Source organism: Rhizobium sp. 62_C5_N11_2 (genome assembly GCF_051811185.1).
Lineage (GTDB): Bacteria > Pseudomonadota > Alphaproteobacteria > Rhizobiales > Rhizobiaceae > Rhizobium > Rhizobium leguminosarum.
In genome coordinates, this window is record NZ_JBPWPW010000003.1 from 105,714 (window position 1) to 122,782 (window position 17,069).

The window sequence follows — 17,069 nt, forward strand, 5'->3', positions numbered from 1 at the left end:
GGACGGTTGAAACATGGGTCAATTCTCAATGGAAATATCTGGCTGCGCCGGGTCAGCTCTCAGTGGAAATCAACAGCTGGTGACCGCAGCGACCATAGGGGCTTTCGTCCTGGCTCAGGCATGGGTTTGGCTGGACGCACCGAACCCGGCTACCACGACGACAATACCATCGATCCTCGTCGAACCATTTGAGCCGATATCCCAAGCCCCGGCAGCGTCGGCCATGTCTCAAGGTCTTTCCTACGACCTGGTGAACAAGCTGTTTTCGCTCAAGAACATAGTCGTAAAGGCCGACGGCGCGTCGAGTGCGAGAGATAGTCTCTATGTTCTCCAGGGCGCGGTGCTAATGGACGGAGAGACACTACGATCGTCGGCCCGGCTGGTGAGGCGGTCGGATGGCGCTGTCGTCTGGGCTGAAAACTACTACGACGATATAGGCAAAGAGACAGTGTTTAAAATCCAATCGGACGTTGCGGGGAGCATTGCCACGTCCGTGGCGCCACTTGCTGTCATCGGCGAGCGACAAAGCGCGTCACCTATATATTAGGCAATCCTATATAACTCACCCCGTCTACCGAACAATCCGCACAAAGCTAGCCATTTCGGCGAGGGCGTATGGGAACGCTGATCGGCACGAGTGCCAGCGGACTAGGGAGAGGCAGAGGGAGGGAGAACGCTGTGCGGCTCAAGGAGATATCACTGATATCAGGTAACACCTCGTAATAGTGCTTAGAGGACGTCCCCAATTCTCATCCGTTTGCTGACCGCTTAGTGCTCAGTGAGAGGGGCTAAATATGTCGATCGCGAACTTCAATCCCGAGCCGAGAATTGAAACCCGTTCAATGTACCAGTTCACAGCGGGTAGGCCTGAATGTCGTCCGGCTGACGAACTGATCTATCGGGAGGACGACCCTTCGTCGAGCCTCTACTACATCGAGGTAGGAGCGGTCAGGATATACCGCCTGCTGGCGGATGGACGTCGCTACATCCTATCTTTTCACTGCGCAGGCGAATGGTTCGGACTCGAGGGCGGTGAGCGGCGGGCTGCATTTACCGAGGCGATCTGCGATTTGCACCTAATCAGTTATTCCCTTTCCAATATGCGCACCGTGCCGATCGATCTAATGGACTTGGCAGTGAAGGAAGTTTCTGCCGCCAGGGATCGCCAACTCGCCATGGTATGCCAGAGTGCGATTGGCCGTGTGGCGGCCTTCATCATCGAGATGGCCGCGCGAACTGGAGCGCAGAATTTCGAACTGTTCATGTCACGTCGGGATATCGCGGACTACCTCGGATTGACTACCGAGTCGGTGGCGCGGTCCTTCACAGGACTGACGGCGAGACGTGCCATACGTATGGACGGCCTAACTCATCGTATCATTCACGTTCTTTCGCCTGAACGACTCAATGCCGTCACCACGGCCGCCCGCGGAAGTAAAACGCTAACCGGAAGACACTCCTGAACAAGCCGTCAATAATGGCCAGTGCAATATCTACTCGTTGGCGCGAGCTATGCGGCAGTCCGGGACATCCCAGAATTCAATCCGATGGATGAAGGCGAATTCGCGTTTCACGTTCCGGATCCCATCCTTTCGCCGCCGAAGGACGCCAGGCCCGGGTTCGATGGCTTCTTTGAGAAGCGCCAGGAAGGTTATGCGGGTCTTGCAGCCGAGGCCATGGACCTGATCGAGCGCATGCTCGAAAAGTTCGGCCTGACGCTGCCTACCAAGCCTGACTACTATCGCCAGCGTGAGGGAATCGCTGAACCCGATCCAACTTGGGTTCCTAGTGCAAGCCCGAGCCGTTTAGCTTCCAAGATCCATCTGCTGGACAAGCGACACCATTGAACCGACTCACGCCCTCAAGACTCTGCTTGCTTGTGACGAAGTCGCGGCATCCGTCTGGATTGTTTGTGCCTGGCCGGACTTGCTCGATAACCCCAGCGCTGCCAGTGGACGGGTTAGCCCACGCTAGCGGATCAGAACCGACCGTGGCCCGTCCCACGGTTTCGGCAATCACCATTTGGTCGGTGATCGGAACTGCCGTCGAAGCGACCGGAGCAATTGTGGACGTCTGAAGCGGCTCGGGGTGTGAGCAAGCGGTAACCACCAGCACAAGCGACACAAGGGTAGTCACGATCAGTTTTGAAAGCATAGAGTGACAAACCAGCCATTCGGATCTGCCTATTGACATCGCATTGTGACCAGATGCGGGCGCCATCCCTTATCTGTTGTGGATGATGACGCTTTGCGGTGCGGTACTCTCGGCAGGTTGTGCTGGTTTCGCAGCATATCTAATCTCGATGCTTCGAGGTGCTCACTCTGCACGAACTCCAGCGATGTGGCATGGATATTAACCGTGCGAGCTGGGTCATCATGCCCATCTTGCCGCGGCTCGCTTGGTCCAGCGGCCGAACGACTGTTCTCCGTCGCTCTTCAAGCTTGGAATTCTACTGTACCGCAAGTTGACATGGCGATTAGGTATCGACTCCTTGGTTCGTCGTGGGGCCACGCTGACTACGAGCTGAAGCGATCCCAGTTAGCGGTAGGTCGCGGCGAACGTGGTAGGCTTGGCCCTTCAAAGGTGAACGTTTCGGACCAAGGTCTTGTGATCCTCCGAATAAATTCTTAGGTCACCCATAGGTCGTTGCATTCTGCGAATCCCTGACTAAGAGACCGACATGATCCTTACCCTCTCAGGCGTCAGAAAATCCTACACCACGGCCGAGGGGCTAATCGAAATACTAAAGGGGGTCGACCTTCAGGTGGCCTCTGGCGAAAGCGTGGCCCTGACGGGAGAGTCCGGCAGTGGCAAGAGTACGCTGCTGCACCTGGCTGGCTGCCTGGATCGCGCGGATAGTGGATCCATCGTCATGAACGGACGGGACATCCGGCAGCTTAATGAGAATGAATGCGCTCATTACCGTAGAACCCAGGTGGGCTTGGTTTTTCAACAGTTTAATCTCATCCCTTCGCTGACAGTCGCCGCCAATATCTCATTCCACGCAAAGCTCGCCGATCGATTTGATCCTGCTTGGGAGATGGAGCTGATTGGCAAATTGGGGCTGCGTGATTACATCAGCCGCTACCCCGAGCAACTATCTGGAGGTCAGCAACAGCGCGTTGCGATTGGGCGGACCTTGGCCGCGCGGCCGCCACTCATTCTCGCGGATGAGCCAACGGGCAACCTGGATGAGCAGACCGGAGACAGGGTCCTAGATCTTATGGTCAGTCTGTCACGGACCGCGAGGTCCGCTCTTCTGCTTGTGACTCACTCCGCAAGGCTTGCAGGCGGTCTGGATCGAATAGTGGTTCTTCGCGGCGGGAAGATTGTCGAATGAACCTCGTCGCCTTCGCAGCGCTGCTGTCGCACTGGCGCCGAAAGCCGCTTCAGCTGCTCACCTTGGTCATGGGAATAACGCTCGCAACGGCGCTTTGGTCCGGCGTCCAAGCAATCAATGCAGAGGCTAGGGCAAGTTACGCACGGGCATCATCGGTTCTCGAGCAAGGAAGCCTTCGGCAGATCGTTGCCAAGGAGGATGATGGTATTGCGACCGCGGTATATGGACGCCTTCGCCGAGCAGGCCTGAACATTTCGCCTGTCATCGAGGGCAACTATCGCTTTGGGCCGGTGCGGATAAGAATGGTCGGCATCGAGCCGCTGACCATGCCCAGGGGTAGTTCGGGCGTGACCATCGCAAACGGTGCGGAGCTCTCCGGCTTCTTTTCCACCACTGGGCTTCTTTTGGTATCCGCCGCGACTGCCGAGCGGCTGCGTGGCAACACGGAAATGGCCGTCAAAGTCCACGGCAACGTCCCAGACGGCGCTGCCTTCGTGGACATCTCCGTAGCGGACAAATTGCTTGAAAAACATGGGAAGATCGACCGTCTGGTCATAGCTCCCGAGCAGCGGGTTACAGTTCAAGCTCTCGAACAAATAGCGCCGGGGCTGACCATTCGCGAACCGGCCGACCAGCCGGATGTCTCTCGCCTCACGGACAGCTTCCACCTTAACCTGACCGCTTTCGGGTTTCTGTCGTTCGTCGTCGGTCTGTTCATCGTTTACTCCACAACAGGCCTGACCTTCGAACAGCGTCGCGGTACCCTTCGAACACTGCGATCTCTTGGTGTTTCCCTTCGGACTCTGGCCGTCATGATCGTGGTTGAACTGTCGATACTGGCCCTGGTTTCCGGCGTTCTCGGGGTTATTCTCGGCTACATCATCGCCTGGCTCTTGATGCCGGGTGTCGCTGCCACCTTGCGGAACTTGTATGGGGCGAATGTGTCGGGCTCGCTGTCAATTCGGCCCGAATGGTGGCTAGCGGGACTGGCGATCGCTCTTGGAGGGACCGGCGTTTCCTCGGCACAGAGCCTTTGGCGCGTCTGGACACTGCCGATCCTCGCAGCGGCTCAACCAAGGGCGTGGGCGAGAGCATCAGCGCGCTCGCTGGTTTATCAGGCTGGAGCTGGCGGATCGTTGCTAATATTGGCAGCCCTCCTTGCAATAGCCGGGTCCGGCCTTGTCGCGGGCTTTGCAGTACTCGCTTGCCTGCTTCTCGGAGCGGCACTGATACTGCCAGGGCTTATTGCCGTTACCCTGATCACGGCTCAACAGTTCGCAAGAAGCGCTCTTATGGAATGGTTCTGGGCAGATACCCGTATACAGCTGCCGGGGCTGTCGCTGGCCCTAATGGCCCTTCTTCTAGCATTGTCGGCAAACATTGGTGTCGGCACGATGGTTTCCAGTTTCCGATTGACGTTTATCGGATGGCTTGATCAACGCTTGGCCGCAGAGCTATACGTGACCGCCAAGGATGACGACCAGTCCGAGCGACTGCGGACTTGGCTTCAGCGGCACGCCACAGCAGTCCTTCCGATCTGGAGCGTCGACGGTGAGGTCTCAGGTGAGCAGGTCCAGATTTTTGGCGTCGCAGATGATCCGACCTATCGGGAGCACTGGCCACTGATCGCTTCCGATAAGGACGTGTGGGGAACGGTTGCTAACGGGCAGGGCGCTCTCGTCAACGAGCAGATGTGGCGTCGTGGTCAAGCTAAGATCGGCCAGCCTTTGGTTATGCCGGGTGGGTGGACTGCTACCGTAGTTGGCGTTTATTCAGACTACGGAAACCCCATCGGGCAGGTAATTGTTGGGATCGATACCTTGGTTGATCATTACCCGAATGTGCCGAAGCTCCGATACGGCGTCCGCGTGCCTCCCGAGCAAGCCCAGGACCTGAAACTTCAGCTAGTCGCGGAATTGGGTCTGCCTGAGACAGCGATTGTCGACCAGGCTTCACTCAAACGACAGTCGCGAGCCATCTTCGACCAGACATTTAAGGTGACAGGTGCACTGAACGTCCTCACGCTGGCGGTGGCGGGATTTGCCATGTTCTCAAGCCTCTTGACCCTCTCTGGAATTCGGCTTCCGCAGCTTGCACCAGTCTGGGCGATCGGTGTGCGGCGTCGAGATCTGGCTCTATACGAAATTGCCCGGACACTGGCGCTGTGGCTCGTGACATTTCTGGCGGCGATTCCGGTCGGTCTTACTCTGGCATGGGTGCTGCTTTCGATTGTGAACGTGGAGGCTTTCGGGTGGCGCTTGCCGATGATGGTCTTTCCGATCGACTGGCTCTGGCTGGGAGCGATTGCGCTGCTGGCGGCGTTCTTGTCGGTGCTGGTGCCGGTCAGGCGCCTGGCCACGATCAATCCTGCAGACCTGCTTAGGATTTTCGCGAATGAACGTTAGAAAAGTTTCATCCGCCTTTGTCGCAGTGGCTATGGTCTCTCTGGCTGAACAGGCGTCGGGGCAGGGGTTCGCCGGACTGGGATCGGATGCACAGGGCTTTTCGATCCCGGAGCGTGGACGCGATCTCTCGTTTCCTGCCGATCATGGCGCTCATCCGGATTATCGGATTGAGTGGTGGTATGTCACCGCCAACCTCAAGGGTGAGGATGGCAAGCGGTATGGGGCGCAGTGGACATTGTTTCGATCCGCTCTGGCTCCGGAAGAAAGGCCAGGCTTCGCAGATCCCCAGCTATGGATCGGGCATGCGGCGATTACCACCCAGTCTCACCAGTTCGTCGCCGAGCGCTTGGGCCGGGGCGGCGTTGGACAGGCAGGCGTCGAGGCCACGCCGTTTCGAGCATGGATCGACGACTGGCAGATGACTGGTTCCACTGAGAGCGCCTTTGACCTTGGGGATCTTTCGGTGACTGCGAGCGGGACGGATTTCAGTTTTGGCTTGAACCTTGGCGCCGATGGCCCGCTCGTGCTGCAGGGTGATAACGGGTTTTCTGTGAAGTCATCAGGCGGGCAGGCGAGCTACTACTACTCGCAACCGTTCTACAAGGTCTCCGGCGCAATCACGATCTCCGGATCCCCGGTGAAGGTCACCGGGAGAGCGTGGCTGGATCGGGAGTGGTCGTCTCAGCCGCTCGCCTCAAACCAGACGGGCTGGGACTGGTTCTCATTACATTTCGACTCTGGCGAGAAGCTTATGGCCTTTCGCCTTCGCGATGATAAGGACGGGTTCATCTCCGCGAACTGGATATCCTCGGACGGGCGAACGACACCCTTGTCGAAAGAAGAGGTTCAACTGGAGCCTTTGCGGAAGGCAACAGTCAAGGGGCGAGAGATACCGGTGGAATGGCGAATACGTGTTCCAGGTAAGTCGCTCGATATAAGAACCAAACCGTTGAATGACCAGTCCTGGATGGCGATATCGACGCCATACTGGGAGGGGCCGATAGATCTCAGGGGTTCAATGTCAGGCGTCGGATATCTCGAAATGACAGGATACTAGTCGTGGGGCGGACTCTTATGGACGCACAACGTCGTACGGCAATGTGACCGCGGTATTGGACAAAAGGCTCGGCCGAAATCAGGCTTGGGTGCTAAGGCGACCTGAACATGTACGATATAATGCTTCTTTTCCTTGCTGGCTTGTTAGCTGGCAGCATGAATGCGTTGGCGGGCGGCGGTTCGTTCGTATCCCTGCCTGCGCTGATATCGGTCGGAGTGCCGTCGGTAGCCGCAAACGCGACAAGCACCTTAGCCTTGTTTCCCGGCGGTATGGCGAGCTCGTGGGTCTACCGTGATGGGGTTAGGAGTGTGTGCGGCGTCAATGTCGTGCCCATTGCTGTCGTGACGGTGATGGGTGGTGTGGCCGGAAGCATTCTATTGCTGCTAACCCCTTCGAGGATTTTCGATGGTATCCTGCCATGGCTTTTGCTGGTGGCGACATTGATGCTCGCTGCAGGTCCGAGGCTCAGCGCCCAGTTGCAGACGCAGGCACGTCCGAGTGTTCTGGCGTTCGCAACGGTTCAGTTCTTTCTCGGTCTTTATGGCGGCTATTTTGGCGGCGCGGTGGGTCTCATGATGCTTGCGGCGTGGAGCGCGCTCGGGGGCGGGGACATCAAGAGCCTGAATCCGACAAGAATGGTGATGGTAACCGCCGCCAACGCGGTCGCCGTCGTCGTCTTCGTACTTGCCGGGGCAATCGTATGGCAGGAGTGCATTCCCATGACGATTGGAGCCGTTATCGGCGGGTGGATCGGAGCGCATATCGGACGAAGGCTGCCATCATCGGTCGTTCGGCTGCTAACCCTCGTGGTCGCCTTTTTAACGACCGCGGTGTTCTTTTCGCGAGCTTACCTTTGAGCGGAGGTCCCGTGCCCCTCAGGCTCTCAGTCAATAACTTGCAATTGAAGGAGCCGAAGTCCTGCAAAATGCTCAAGGGGCACGACGAGTGGATCGCGGGAAAGCGTCGATCCAGCGGATTTGATTGAGAACGCACGAACGATCGTCATTGCCGCCGAATATTGGCGGCACGCAGATGAGCTTGTGCCCAGTGTTCGCCTTTCCAAATGCGCGGATTTGCTGGTTCGTGGGCGAGAGGCGCGATCCCGGGCTGCTGGATCACTCAACTAGCGCCCGCAATGCGGCGGGCGCGTTCTCGAAGGCGTAGGGATTGAGGAACTGGCGTCGCCAGTTTCTTGTCTAACGGTGAAAGCCGGGCTTCCGATCGAATGCGATCAGCGCCCATGTCCAGAAGGAACCGAAGGGGTATCAACCCGCAACATCGCAGGAAATAGATACACATTGTGTATGCGTTTGTGGTATAAGGCCTTGAAGGAAAAGGCCATGACCAGCAAAAATGCCACTGATACCCATACCCGCGCCGTTAACTTGAGGGTTCGTGAGGACGTTCGCGTCCTGATCGACCGCGCCGCCAAGGCCCACGGGAAAACCCGTTCGGATTTCATGATCGACGCATCGCGCCGTGCTGCAGAAGACGCGCTTCTCGATCAGACATTGGTGCGGGTCGATCCTGACAGCTACAAACACTATCTCGCCGTCCTCGACCAGCCGCCAAATAGCGAAGGCTTCGAACGGTTGATGAATGCTCCCAAACCCTGGCAGCCGTAATGTTGTCTGCACCGACGCTTCTCGGCGAAGCGCACGATCTCCAGCTATTCGACAGCGGGCACGACAGCCTTGATGAATGGCTGCGCCGCAGGGCGCGGGCCAATCAGGTCAGCGGCGCATCGCGAACCTATGTGGTCTGCGAGGGCGAGCGCGTTGTCGGTTATTACTGCCTCTCATCGGGAGCGCTGGCGGTCTCGGACGCTCCGGGAGCGATCCGGCGCAACATGCCCGACCCGGTTCCCATGGCAGTCCTTGGCCGTCTGGCCATCGATCGCAACTGGCAGGGAAAAGGAATCGGAGCCGCGCTGTTGCAAGACGCCGTGCTGCGTACCGGACAGGCAGCCCATATCATGGGTATTCGCGGCCTTCTGGTTCACGCGATCTCCGATGAGGCCAAGGCCTTCTATGAGCATTTTGGATTTGCAGCGTCGCCCGCGAATCCTATGGCCTTGGTGTTATCATTGAAAGCTCAAGTAGGCCTGAAGTGATCGGTGAAAACAGTCGCTCGTCTGACAACCCAACGACGGTCGGAGAATTTGACGGAGAGCTTTGAAAAGTTTGTCTAAAATCGGAATCCATGTCCTAATTGCCACATGATTTCGAATATTTGGAGCTTGCCGGCAGTAGAAGATGAAAGCCGGTTACAAGACGAGCCGAGGCTGAGAACAACGAACCTTCATCTGGGTGTGGTTACCGGAAAGCACAGAGCCAGTCGACGTCTTGGGCGTTCTCCAAATCGTCCTTGGGCGAGCTCACTCCCATCAGAAAGAACGTCGCATGATCTCAGTCAGCAGCATGCACCTGAACGCCGCGGCAGAGCAGTCCCCAAGTCGGGCTTCGTTGGGCCTCCTGGGCGTGAGCTTGCGTCATCGGATCGTCGCCGTCGTCTGGCTCCGGGCCATCAGGCGGCGGAGTCTCCCCAGGATCTCGCTCAGGTTCGGGATTGCCGATCGGCGGCGCTGCCGGCGGAACGATAGGCTCGTTGGGTACGGACATGATTTCCTCCTTGCTAACCGGAAAAACTCGCGTGTCCTTCCGTTTATTCAAGAGGTCTGCGGATCTTTGACCGTCGTCGACGGCGACACGGTAGATGAAGCGGGCAGAACATGCGGTTGCTGGGAAGGTGTTCCCTTCGTTTCTGGCATCGACACGCCGGAGACGCACGCGAAGTACGTGAAGGAACGGAAGTTGGCACTTGTCGCCGAAGAGAGGCCAAAAGAGCTGCTGGCCGCGCGCAGCCTGAAAGTGATGTTCAGCGGAGTGGACCTGCGCATGCAGCGCAACGAGAGACCCGTGTCATGAGGCGCCCATAACTCATTAGTCGGCGGACACTCAGTGAACGGTGATCACCGGAATGCCAGCTTCGTCGGCGGCACGGATAAGCGCTGCTCGGGCATCCTGAGCCGGAATTTCCCCATGAATTGCATTCCGGCACGCCCTAATCGCTATAAGATATTCTTCTCCATCGTCGACCGGCCAGCTAGCCGTCAGCATTTCGGCAGCCTGGAAAAGGGTCGCGACGAGCTTGTATTTTTCCGACCCGCTTACAACGAGCATCAGAGGGGTAAACTGTGCGGATGTGTGCCATTTCATGACTTTAGGTCTCCCACGGTAAATATATTAGTAACCGTGCAAGAACTGTTCCGTGATCTTCTGCCAAAGCTCGTTTCGCAGGCCGCATCATGAAAGGAGACCATGTCTTAAAGGCGCTTCAGTCGCCTCAGCATCGCCAGGCACATGTTGGCGGGGAAACGCGCCAGCCTCGTTACCCGTGCTGAAGCCACCATGGCCGCCGACATGTTCGCGAGGAAGTCGAACGCCCCGAATTATTCCGCAACGCAGACATCATCGATACCGCTTAATCCGAGGATGTCCGCAATTGCCCTGCCGGACCGGCTCCAGCGCTGCCACGTCGCCATGTTTCACCATCCAAAGCCGGCATGGATATCTCGATCGGCGAGCCAGGCATGGAGCGGCCGATGCCGTACTGATTGCACCACCGTCGGATCGCCTTGTCCGTCTTCTCCGCGAGGGCGCAGGCTTTTTTGACGTTTGCACCCTTGCCCTTCCTTATCAAAGAGTGGGCCATGGCCCGAGACCGCCGGCGGCGGTCGGTTCGCTGCTCGAGAAAAGCATCTCATCACGGCACCGCCCCGTTCCAATGCCATGCATGCTTATAACCTGCGCGTGCATTGGCACGCCTCTTGCACCGTTAACATTACATTATCCCATCTGGAGTTTGTGTAATGGAATGGGACAAATCGATCGAATTCGCCCCCGTGCTCCTTATGTTTAAAGACCCCGACAGAGTAATTTCGGTCACGACGGCTATGGGGGCCGCCAATGCGCTCATAAGGGAATTTCCCAGTGATGATGGAGAGGAGTTCCTTCTGGCGATCAAATTGTGCCTGGACGTCGTGAAGGGCAACGCCGAGCCGGAGGAACTTAGAGCGGCGATCATTCGCGCGGCAAACGAGGCCGGCGTCACGGCAATCGCGGTTCTGCACTGACGGCACTGCTCCTCAGCAGGTCCGAGGGTTATGCGCGCCTCTCTCCAATCTCGACGGCCGCGTTCGAAGCGTTGTGTATGGCAGCCATTTCGATCAAGGCCGCCGCCATGATGAAAGCGCTGGGTCCAGACAAAGCAAATACGGTCGCTGCAAGAGCGATTTTAGTGGGGATATGCAACGGAAGGTCAACGGTCGGCTGGAATCTGTCCGAGTAGGATGCGGGTGCCGGGGTGACATGGAGCATTTGGAAACACGCCTGGTTGGCAAAATTTGCCGTTCCATTCAGATAGAGGATGCGCGCCCTCTATCTGTTCTGCCTTGAGGCTGCCCAGCCGCACGCCGCGCCAACAGCTATTCCGATCGTAGTCCCAACAGCAACGCCAATCGAGGTAACACCCAATACAGTCGCGCCGAGAACTGCTCCCAAACCGACGCCTATTCCGATACCTGAAGCCATCTCGTTGCGGTTACTGGTCGCCCTCGATTCCGGTTGGCGATTTCGGACCTGGCTCGACTTGCCCAGGGGTGAAGAAAGCCAGGTACGCCACCGCGATAATCATAGCGATGGTGAAGATAGCCAGTACGAACGTGATCATGCCTTTGCTGGCTTTCTGTTCTGAGTCGCTCATAGTGTGTGTAACAAGCCAAGCTGCCCATTAGTTCCGCTCAGGATGCTCGCCGATGAGGAGCTTGACGGCTTGCGCAAGCGACTCCCTGATAGGATAGTAACTCGGGGAGCCATCTTTCCCCAGCACACTGACATAAATGTGGGTGCTGCTGGTGAAAGCCCTGACCGCGACCACATGCTCTGGGTTGATGTAGATTATCGGGTCGTTAGTGCCCGCGTAGTGGAATGGCACCAGCCTCATCTCATCCTCCCAAGGTTAGCTATCCCCCGTGAACTAGAAAAGTCGCCGTCGGTTGCAAGATACCTGAAGGTGGGTGTGCGTCCGCCTCTCAAAAGGAAAACTCGAATGGACCCTCTATTGCTCCGGCCTCTCGCGCGTCAATCGGCCCTTCAATTGCGGGACGTAGTCCCGGCCTGTTTTGATCGAGGTCATGTGACAGCGCAGGCCCGTGGCTCAGCTTTGCAGCTGCCGCCTGTATCTCGAGATGCTTTCCTCGAAAAATGCAGGCTCAATCCGGGCCGGGGCTTCGGCTGCCTGCCGATGTTGAATGCCGATATTCGCTGCCCAACAGCTCGCCATGAAGCGCAGCGCCCAACGAAGCTTCTGGAGATCCGCTCGAGAGATATCTGCGATCGGGTCGGCGGCGTCCTCTAGGAAGGGCGCGATGCTGATCACAAGCTGGTTCGATGATCCGCGTTTCGAAACGCGCGATCTTGATGTGCTGGGTTATTGCGATCTGGGCGCCGAGCCAGTCAAAGCGGGGGGCAAATATTTTCCGTCGGCTCTGTCGATTTTCGCATCAGCCGATCGTCCTTGTAATGATGTGCTGCGACCCCGTCGTGGTACGTGCTCAGGCAACAGAAGGAGGAATCGTCATGGATAATCAGCATCTGGTACCCGCCGCCGTGCTTGCGGCCAAGAACGGCGTCCGGTTTCCCAACGAGAGCGAGGCGTATCGCAGCGCCCGCGACGCGCTGCTGGCCGAAGAGATCGAGTTGCGCCGGCACATCGAGCGTGTGGCAAGACAGCGCAGGGCGCTGCCGCCGGGCGGCGAGGTGACGAAAGACTACCGCTTCGAGGGCAGCGATGGGCCAATATCCTTCAGCGAGCTCTTCGCCGACAAGGAGACGCTGATCGTCTACAGCTACATGTTCGGCCCGCAACGCGAGCGTCCATGCCCGATGTGCACCTCGCTTCTGTCGGCCTGGGATGGCGAAGTGCCTGACATCCAGCAGCGCGCAGCGCTTGCCGTCGTCGCCCGCTCGCCGATCGAAAAGCTGCTCGCCTTCAAGAAAGAACGCGGCTGGCATCACCTGCCGCTCTATTCCGATATGACGGACGACTATAGCCGCGACTATCACGCGATCGGCACGGATGGTGGCGATGGTGCCGCCTTCAACGTCTTCACGCGACGCGATGGCACCATCCGCCATTTCTGGAGCCAGGAGATGGGCGAGGTGACGGCTGATCCGGGCGAGGATCCGCGCGGCGCGCCGGACCTGATGCCGCTTTGGACCATTATCGATTCGACGCCCGAAGGCCGGCCGGCGGACTGGTATCCGAAGCTGTCCTATTAATAGCCGGCGTCGTCCGCCGTCAGCCGGTGGAGCGGTTTCTTGAGGCCTCGACCCATTCGATGTTGGTGACCGCGGCATCCGGCAGCGGCGACGGATCGATGTCGTAGACATAGCCGCTGAGCATGTCGGCGGCGCGTTCCGTCGCCTTTATCTTCGCCTCGGTTTCCGCGACCGCCTTGGAGATTGCTTCGATGCGGGCGCGGAACATGTGGGCGAGCACATCGCGGCCTGACTGCTTTTCGAGCCGTTCGAGATGCAGTCCGACGCGCGAGGCGTGGCGCTCCAGCTCGCTCTTGCTGAAACGCGCCTTGCGCAGTTCTTCGGAAAGGCTGTCCTGCATGACGGCGACAGGATCGAAACTTCCCGGTGCGCGCTCGTCGAGCACTGCATCGGTGACGAGTTTCTCGATCATCACGAGCGCCTGCAATTCGGCCGCATCGGCGAATTCAACGTCGTAGCCGGTATCGTCGTAGACCTTGCGCCGGACCGGATCGAGAAGCAGCCCATAGGCTTTCTGCAGATTGGCAAAGGCTTCCGAATCACCACCCGAATCGGGGTGGGCAACCTTCGCCAGGCGCCGATAGGCGGCCTTCAGCTGCGCCTCGTCCGCATCGCGTTCAACGCCGAGAATATCGTATGGATCCGTCACGCCTGCTCCCTTGCTCCCCGGCACGTTGCGGGCAGTCTAGGTCTTCTTCTGCATCAGAAGGGCGAAGTTTAGACCGAAACGAGGAATGACGTCCATGGCCCGAGATGGCGATGGTTTATGCACATGCCTCGCCAAATCCTCGATTGTTTAATGTTTTCAATTCGTTGTTCGGCAATCAGCTTGTGGTGATCGAAGCGAGATAACATTTGGCTTCGCCGTCGATTTCCAGCACGGTTGCGGTCGCGTCCTCGATCAGCAGCGCATCGCCGGCCGCAAGCGCGCCGGTCTCGCCGTCCTTTCGGAATGACAATGCGCCCTGATGACAGAGAAACAGGTATGTCGAGGGCGGTAGCGGCACGGTCTTGCCGCCATCGACGTCGATGCGGATCAACCTGTGGGCGAGCCCGACACGGCGTGTCATGACGTTGAGATCGGTGATTGATCCATCCTGGAGCCTGGCCGTGACGGGGACATCCGCGGGGAAGGCTAACGGATCGCTTGCCGTTGTCAGCAGCACCGGCGCGCTGCCTTCCACTTCGAGCACCATGCCGTTACCATCAAGGATCGCCAGCGTGCGGTCGATGCCTGGAAAGATCGAAAACGGGCCGTCCTCTGCGACCGTCGCCATGCTGATGCGCCAGTCGAAGTCGTCGATCGAAGCGTCAGCTGGAAAGACGGCGATCTCCACCGTCTCTCCCTTGCCGTTTTTCCAGGGCATGCGTTTATGATCGCCGGCGCGCAGGATCCTCACCGGGTTCAGTTCCCGAGAATGCCCGGCAGGCGCAGGCCCTTTTCCTTGGCGCAGTCGATGGCGATCTCGTAGCCGGCATCGGCGTGGCGCATGACGCCGGTCGCCGGATCGTTCCAGAGCACACGCTCGAGACGTCTTGCGGCATCGTCCGTGCCGTCCGCGCAAATGACCATGCCGGAGTGCTGCGAGAAGCCCATGCCGACGCCGCCGCCGTGATGCAGCGACACCCAGGTCGCACCCGATGCCGTGTTGAGCAGGGCATTGAGCAGCGGCCAGTCGGAAACGGCGTCAGAACCGTCCTTCATCGCTTCGGTCTCGCGGTTCGGCGAGGCGACGGAGCCGGAGTCCAGATGGTCGCGGCCAATGACGATCGGGGCGGAGAGTTCGCCTGTCCTCACCATCTCGTTGAAGGCGAGGCCGAGCTTGTGGCGGTCGCCTAGACCTACCCAGCAGATGCGGGCCGGCAGGCCCTGGAAGGCAATGCGCTCCCTGGCCATGTCGAGCCAGTTGTGCAGGTGCTTGTTGTCAGGCAGCAGCTCCTTCACCTTGGCATCGGTCTTGTAGATATCCTCCGGATCGCCGGAAAGGGCCGCCCAGCGGAAGGGGCCGATGCCGCGGCAAAACAGCGGACGGATATAGGCCGGCACGAAGCCCGGGAAGGCGAAGGCGTTTTCGAGGCCTTCGTCCTTGGCGACCTGGCGGATATTGTTGCCATAATCGAGTGTCGGCACGCCGGCATTCCAGAAGGCGATCATTGCTTCGACGTGCTCGCGCATCGAGGCGCGCGCTGCTTTTTCCACTGCCTTCGGATCGCTTTCGCGCTTTGCCTTCCACTCACCCATCGTCCAGCCCTTCGGCAGGTAGCCGTTGATCGGGTCGTGGGCCGAGGTCTGGTCGGTGACGATATCGGGGCGGATGCCGCGGCGGACCATCTCCGGCAGGATTTCAGCAGCATTGCCGAGCAGGCCGACGGATTTGGCCTCGCCGGCCTTGGTCCAGCGGTCGATCATCTCAAGCGCTTCATCGAGCGTCTCGGCCTTGGCGTCGACATAGCGGGTGCGCAGGCGGAAATCGATCGAATCGGGATTGCATTCGACGGCAAGGCAGCAGGCGCCGGCCATGACGGCGGCGAGCGGCTGGGCGCCGCCCATGCCGCCGAGGCCGCCGGTCAGGATCCATTTGCCCTTGAGATTGCCGCCGTAGTGCTGGCGGCCGGCCTCGACGAAGGTCTCGTAGGTGCCCTGCACGATGCCCTGCGTGCCGATATAGATCCACGAGCCGGCCGTCATCTGGCCATACATGGCAAGGCCCTTCTTATCCAGCTCGTTGAAATGATCCCAGGTCGCCCAATGCGGTACGAGGTTGGAATTGGCGATCAGCACCCGCGGTGCATCCTTGTGGGTGCGGAATACGGCCACCGGCTTGCCGGATTGGACGATCAGGGTTTCTTCTTCCGTCAGCGTCTTTAGCGTCGCGACGATGCGGTCGAAATCCTCCCAAGTGCGGGCGGCGCGGCCGATGCCGCCATAAACGACGAGCTCGTTCGGATTTTCGGCGACGTCAGGGTCGAGATTGTTCATCAGCATGCGCAGCGGCGCTTCGGTCATCCAGCTCTTGGCATTGAGATCGTTGCCGCGGGGCGCGCGGATTTCGCGGATATTGTGGCGTGGATTGTTCATGGCGGTTCCCCTGTCGAGTGATCGTTATCGTTTCAGGCCTGGTGCAATCTGTTCGATGCGCACCAGAATGTTTTTAAGATGGACGCGAAGTCTGTCTGCCTTGGCGGCATCGTAGGCGAAGGGCGTCGCCTCGGTTTGGAGATGCGTCGATTGCGCGAGCTCCATCTGGATCGCGTGCACACCAGTGTCGGGCCGACCATAGTGGCGTGTCGTCCAGCCGCCCTTGAAGCGACCGTTGAGCACACTGTCGTAACCTTCGGCTGCTTCGACGACGGTGAGCGTCGCCTGCTCGATGGCGCTGTCGCACGTCTTGCCCATGTCGGTGCCGATATTGAAATCCGGCAACTTGCCTTCGAAGAGGAAGGGGATGTGGGAGCGGATCGAGTGGCAGTCGTAGAGAATTGCGACGCCATGGATGGCTCTCACGCGCTCGATCTCGGCGGCGAGTGCGGCATGATAGGGAGCATGGAAGTCCCGCAGCCGCGCCACGATGTCGGCTTCGTCAGGCGCCTGCCCATCCTTCCAGATCGCCTTGCCGTCGAAATCCGTCTGCGGAATGAGGCCGGTGGTGTTCTGGCCGGGATAGAGGCTGACGCCCGCCGGATCGCGGTTGGCGTCGATCACATAGCGGTGGAAGGTGGCGCGCACCACCGTGACGTTGTCCAGCAGGCCGTCATAGAGCCTGTGGATATGCCAGTCGGTGTCGGCCAGCATCCTGCCATTGTCGTTGAGCCGGTCAGCAATCTCAGCCGGCACGTCGGTGCCGGTATGGGGGAAGCCGAGGATGACGGGGGAGGTGCCTTGGCGAATTTCGCATGGGGAGGAGACTTTTTCCGTCACCATCATC

At 58.9% G+C, this 17,069-nt stretch carries 21 protein-coding genes and 1 pseudogene; 14 read left to right on the forward strand and 8 right to left on the reverse strand.

What is annotated here, in order from left to right:
* Nucleotides 1-79: 79 nt before the first annotated feature.
* From AB8B31_RS29570 to AB8B31_RS29580, 3 genes and pseudogenes are all read left to right on the forward strand, one after another.
* Nucleotides 80-547: a hypothetical protein gene (locus AB8B31_RS29570; protein WP_439007596.1), complete on the forward strand. Its 468-nt coding sequence runs from the start codon at nt 80-82 to the stop codon at nt 545-547.
* 247 nt (nt 548-794) lie between these two features.
* Nucleotides 795-1,463, forward strand: a complete 669-nt coding sequence (locus AB8B31_RS29575; RefSeq protein WP_018517805.1) for a helix-turn-helix domain-containing protein — start codon at nt 795-797, stop codon at nt 1,461-1,463.
* 36 nt (nt 1,464-1,499) lie between these two features.
* Nucleotides 1,500-1,760, forward strand: a pseudogene (locus tag AB8B31_RS29580) (hypothetical protein); the annotation flags it as partial.
* A gap of 25 nt (nt 1,761-1,785) precedes the next feature.
* Here the strand turns inward: AB8B31_RS29580 and AB8B31_RS29585 are convergent.
* The gene (locus AB8B31_RS29585; RefSeq protein WP_309232581.1) at nt 1,786-2,220 is read right to left on the reverse strand and encodes an RT0821/Lpp0805 family surface protein; all 435 of its coding nucleotides are present in this window, start codon (nt 2,218-2,220) and stop codon (nt 1,786-1,788) included.
* Between the two features lie 460 nt (nt 2,221-2,680).
* Here AB8B31_RS29585 and AB8B31_RS29590 point away from each other — a divergent pair, with 460 nt between their 5' ends.
* The 6 genes from AB8B31_RS29590 (at nt 2,681) to AB8B31_RS29615 (ending at nt 8,915) form a co-directional block, all read left to right on the forward strand.
* The gene (locus AB8B31_RS29590) at nt 2,681-3,340 is read left to right on the forward strand and encodes an ABC transporter ATP-binding protein (protein WP_018246323.1); all 660 of its coding nucleotides are present in this window, start codon (nt 2,681-2,683) and stop codon (nt 3,338-3,340) included.
* Nucleotides 3,337-5,745, forward strand: a complete 2,409-nt coding sequence (locus AB8B31_RS29595) for an ABC transporter permease (protein ID WP_018246324.1) — start codon at nt 3,337-3,339, stop codon at nt 5,743-5,745. Before AB8B31_RS29590 ends, AB8B31_RS29595 begins: the two co-directional genes overlap by 4 nt.
* The gene (locus AB8B31_RS29600; RefSeq protein ID WP_018246325.1) at nt 5,735-6,802 is read left to right on the forward strand and encodes a lipocalin-like domain-containing protein; all 1,068 of its coding nucleotides are present in this window, start codon (nt 5,735-5,737) and stop codon (nt 6,800-6,802) included. The genes AB8B31_RS29595 and AB8B31_RS29600 overlap by 11 nt, the downstream gene beginning before the upstream one ends.
* Nucleotides 6,803-6,909: 107 nt before the next feature.
* Entirely contained in the window at nt 6,910-7,659 is a 750-nt protein-coding gene (locus tag AB8B31_RS29605; protein ID WP_018246326.1) for a sulfite exporter TauE/SafE family protein, read from the forward strand.
* 483 nt (nt 7,660-8,142) lie between these two features.
* On the forward strand, nt 8,143-8,427 hold the full coding sequence (locus tag AB8B31_RS29610; RefSeq protein ID WP_026188748.1) for a DUF1778 domain-containing protein: 285 nt from the start codon (nt 8,143-8,145) through the stop codon (nt 8,425-8,427).
* Complete coding sequence (locus AB8B31_RS29615) at nt 8,427-8,915, forward strand: GNAT family N-acetyltransferase (RefSeq protein WP_018246328.1); 489 nt, start codon at nt 8,427-8,429, stop codon at nt 8,913-8,915. Before AB8B31_RS29610 ends, AB8B31_RS29615 begins: the two co-directional genes overlap by 1 nt.
* A gap of 295 nt (nt 8,916-9,210) precedes the next feature.
* Here AB8B31_RS29615 and AB8B31_RS29620 read toward each other — a convergent pair whose 3' ends face one another.
* Entirely contained in the window at nt 9,211-9,423 is a 213-nt protein-coding gene (locus AB8B31_RS29620; RefSeq protein WP_245268285.1) for a hypothetical protein, read from the reverse strand.
* A 66-nt stretch (nt 9,424-9,489) separates the two neighbouring features.
* On the opposite strand from AB8B31_RS29620, the gene AB8B31_RS29625 reads away from it, so the two are divergent.
* Complete coding sequence (locus tag AB8B31_RS29625; protein WP_245268286.1) at nt 9,490-9,729, forward strand: hypothetical protein; 240 nt, start codon at nt 9,490-9,492, stop codon at nt 9,727-9,729.
* A gap of 30 nt (nt 9,730-9,759) precedes the next feature.
* On the opposite strand, the gene AB8B31_RS29630 is transcribed toward AB8B31_RS29625, so the two are convergent.
* Nucleotides 9,760-10,020 (reverse strand): DUF982 domain-containing protein, encoded by a 261-nt coding sequence (locus AB8B31_RS29630; protein WP_018246330.1) that lies wholly within the window; start codon nt 10,018-10,020, stop codon nt 9,760-9,762.
* Nucleotides 10,021-10,673: 653 nt separating this feature from the next.
* On the opposite strand from AB8B31_RS29630, the gene AB8B31_RS29635 reads away from it, so the two are divergent.
* Both AB8B31_RS29635 and AB8B31_RS29640 read left to right on the forward strand, forming a co-directional pair.
* The gene (locus AB8B31_RS29635) at nt 10,674-10,937 is read left to right on the forward strand and encodes a DUF982 domain-containing protein (protein WP_018246331.1); all 264 of its coding nucleotides are present in this window, start codon (nt 10,674-10,676) and stop codon (nt 10,935-10,937) included.
* A 293-nt stretch (nt 10,938-11,230) separates the two neighbouring features.
* Nucleotides 11,231-11,557: a hypothetical protein gene (locus tag AB8B31_RS29640; RefSeq protein ID WP_155256937.1), complete on the forward strand. Its 327-nt coding sequence runs from the start codon at nt 11,231-11,233 to the stop codon at nt 11,555-11,557.
* Nucleotides 11,558-11,593: 36 nt separating this feature from the next.
* On the opposite strand, the gene AB8B31_RS29645 is transcribed toward AB8B31_RS29640, so the two are convergent.
* Nucleotides 11,594-11,806: a hypothetical protein gene (locus tag AB8B31_RS29645; protein ID WP_018246334.1), complete on the reverse strand. Its 213-nt coding sequence runs from the start codon at nt 11,804-11,806 to the stop codon at nt 11,594-11,596.
* 424 nt (nt 11,807-12,230) lie between these two features.
* On the opposite strand from AB8B31_RS29645, the gene AB8B31_RS29650 reads away from it, so the two are divergent.
* Nucleotides 12,231-12,449 (forward strand): hypothetical protein, encoded by a 219-nt coding sequence (locus tag AB8B31_RS29650; RefSeq protein ID WP_128409058.1) that lies wholly within the window; start codon nt 12,231-12,233, stop codon nt 12,447-12,449.
* Nucleotides 12,442-13,143 carry a DUF899 family protein gene (locus AB8B31_RS29655; protein ID WP_018246336.1) on the forward strand — a complete coding sequence of 234 codons (702 nt, stop codon included), beginning with the start codon at nt 12,442-12,444 and terminating at the stop codon, nt 13,141-13,143. The genes AB8B31_RS29650 and AB8B31_RS29655 overlap by 8 nt, the downstream gene beginning before the upstream one ends.
* A 19-nt stretch (nt 13,144-13,162) precedes the next feature.
* Here AB8B31_RS29655 and AB8B31_RS29660 read toward each other — a convergent pair whose 3' ends face one another.
* The 4 genes from AB8B31_RS29660 to hutG all read right to left on the reverse strand — a co-directional run bounded on the left by AB8B31_RS29660 (nt 13,163) and on the right by hutG (nt 17,068).
* On the reverse strand, nt 13,163-13,792 hold the full coding sequence (locus AB8B31_RS29660; RefSeq protein WP_026188749.1) for a J domain-containing protein: 630 nt from the start codon (nt 13,790-13,792) through the stop codon (nt 13,163-13,165).
* 175 nt (nt 13,793-13,967) lie between these two features.
* On the reverse strand, nt 13,968-14,543 hold the full coding sequence (locus AB8B31_RS29665; protein ID WP_018246338.1) for a HutD/Ves family protein: 576 nt from the start codon (nt 14,541-14,543) through the stop codon (nt 13,968-13,970).
* Nucleotides 14,544-14,548: 5 nt separating this feature from the next.
* Nucleotides 14,549-16,222, reverse strand: coding sequence for a urocanate hydratase (gene hutU, locus AB8B31_RS29670; RefSeq protein ID WP_018246339.1), 1,674 nt, complete (start codon nt 16,220-16,222; stop codon nt 14,549-14,551).
* 24 nt (nt 16,223-16,246) lie between these two features.
* On the reverse strand, nt 16,247-17,068 hold the full coding sequence (gene hutG / locus AB8B31_RS29675) for an N-formylglutamate deformylase (protein ID WP_427149637.1): 822 nt from the start codon (nt 17,066-17,068) through the stop codon (nt 16,247-16,249).
* Nucleotide 17,069 lies beyond the last annotated feature (1 nt).

Bases quoted from the DNA above. Each gene is read 5' to 3' on its own strand.
- AB8B31_RS29575 (WP_018517805.1), top strand. From the start codon at position 795: ATGTCGATCGCGAACTTCAATCCCGAGCCGAGAATTGAAACCCGTTCA.
- AB8B31_RS29585 (WP_309232581.1), bottom strand. From the start codon at position 2,220: ATGGCGCCCGCATCTGGTCACAATGCGATGTCAATAGGCAGATCCGAA.
- AB8B31_RS29590 (WP_018246323.1), top strand. From the start codon at position 2,681: ATGATCCTTACCCTCTCAGGCGTCAGAAAATCCTACACCACGGCCGAG.
- AB8B31_RS29595 (WP_018246324.1), top strand. From the start codon at position 3,337: ATGAACCTCGTCGCCTTCGCAGCGCTGCTGTCGCACTGGCGCCGAAAG.
- AB8B31_RS29600 (WP_018246325.1), top strand. From the start codon at position 5,735: ATGAACGTTAGAAAAGTTTCATCCGCCTTTGTCGCAGTGGCTATGGTC.
- AB8B31_RS29605 (WP_018246326.1), top strand. From the start codon at position 6,910: ATGTACGATATAATGCTTCTTTTCCTTGCTGGCTTGTTAGCTGGCAGC.
- AB8B31_RS29610 (WP_026188748.1), top strand. From the start codon at position 8,143: ATGACCAGCAAAAATGCCACTGATACCCATACCCGCGCCGTTAACTTG.
- AB8B31_RS29615 (WP_018246328.1), top strand. From the start codon at position 8,427: ATGTTGTCTGCACCGACGCTTCTCGGCGAAGCGCACGATCTCCAGCTA.
- AB8B31_RS29620 (WP_245268285.1), bottom strand. From the start codon at position 9,423: ATGTCCGTACCCAACGAGCCTATCGTTCCGCCGGCAGCGCCGCCGATC.
- AB8B31_RS29630 (WP_018246330.1), bottom strand. From the start codon at position 10,020: ATGAAATGGCACACATCCGCACAGTTTACCCCTCTGATGCTCGTTGTA.
- AB8B31_RS29635 (WP_018246331.1), top strand. From the start codon at position 10,674: ATGGAATGGGACAAATCGATCGAATTCGCCCCCGTGCTCCTTATGTTT.
- AB8B31_RS29640 (WP_155256937.1), top strand. From the start codon at position 11,231: ATGCGCGCCCTCTATCTGTTCTGCCTTGAGGCTGCCCAGCCGCACGCC.
- AB8B31_RS29645 (WP_018246334.1), bottom strand. From the start codon at position 11,806: ATGAGGCTGGTGCCATTCCACTACGCGGGCACTAACGACCCGATAATC.
- AB8B31_RS29650 (WP_128409058.1), top strand. From the start codon at position 12,231: ATGCTGATCACAAGCTGGTTCGATGATCCGCGTTTCGAAACGCGCGAT.
- AB8B31_RS29655 (WP_018246336.1), top strand. From the start codon at position 12,442: ATGGATAATCAGCATCTGGTACCCGCCGCCGTGCTTGCGGCCAAGAAC.
- hutU (WP_018246339.1), bottom strand. From the start codon at position 16,222: ATGAACAATCCACGCCACAATATCCGCGAAATCCGCGCGCCCCGCGGC.
- hutG (WP_427149637.1), bottom strand. From the start codon at position 17,068: ATGATGGTGACGGAAAAAGTCTCCTCCCCATGCGAAATTCGCCAAGGC.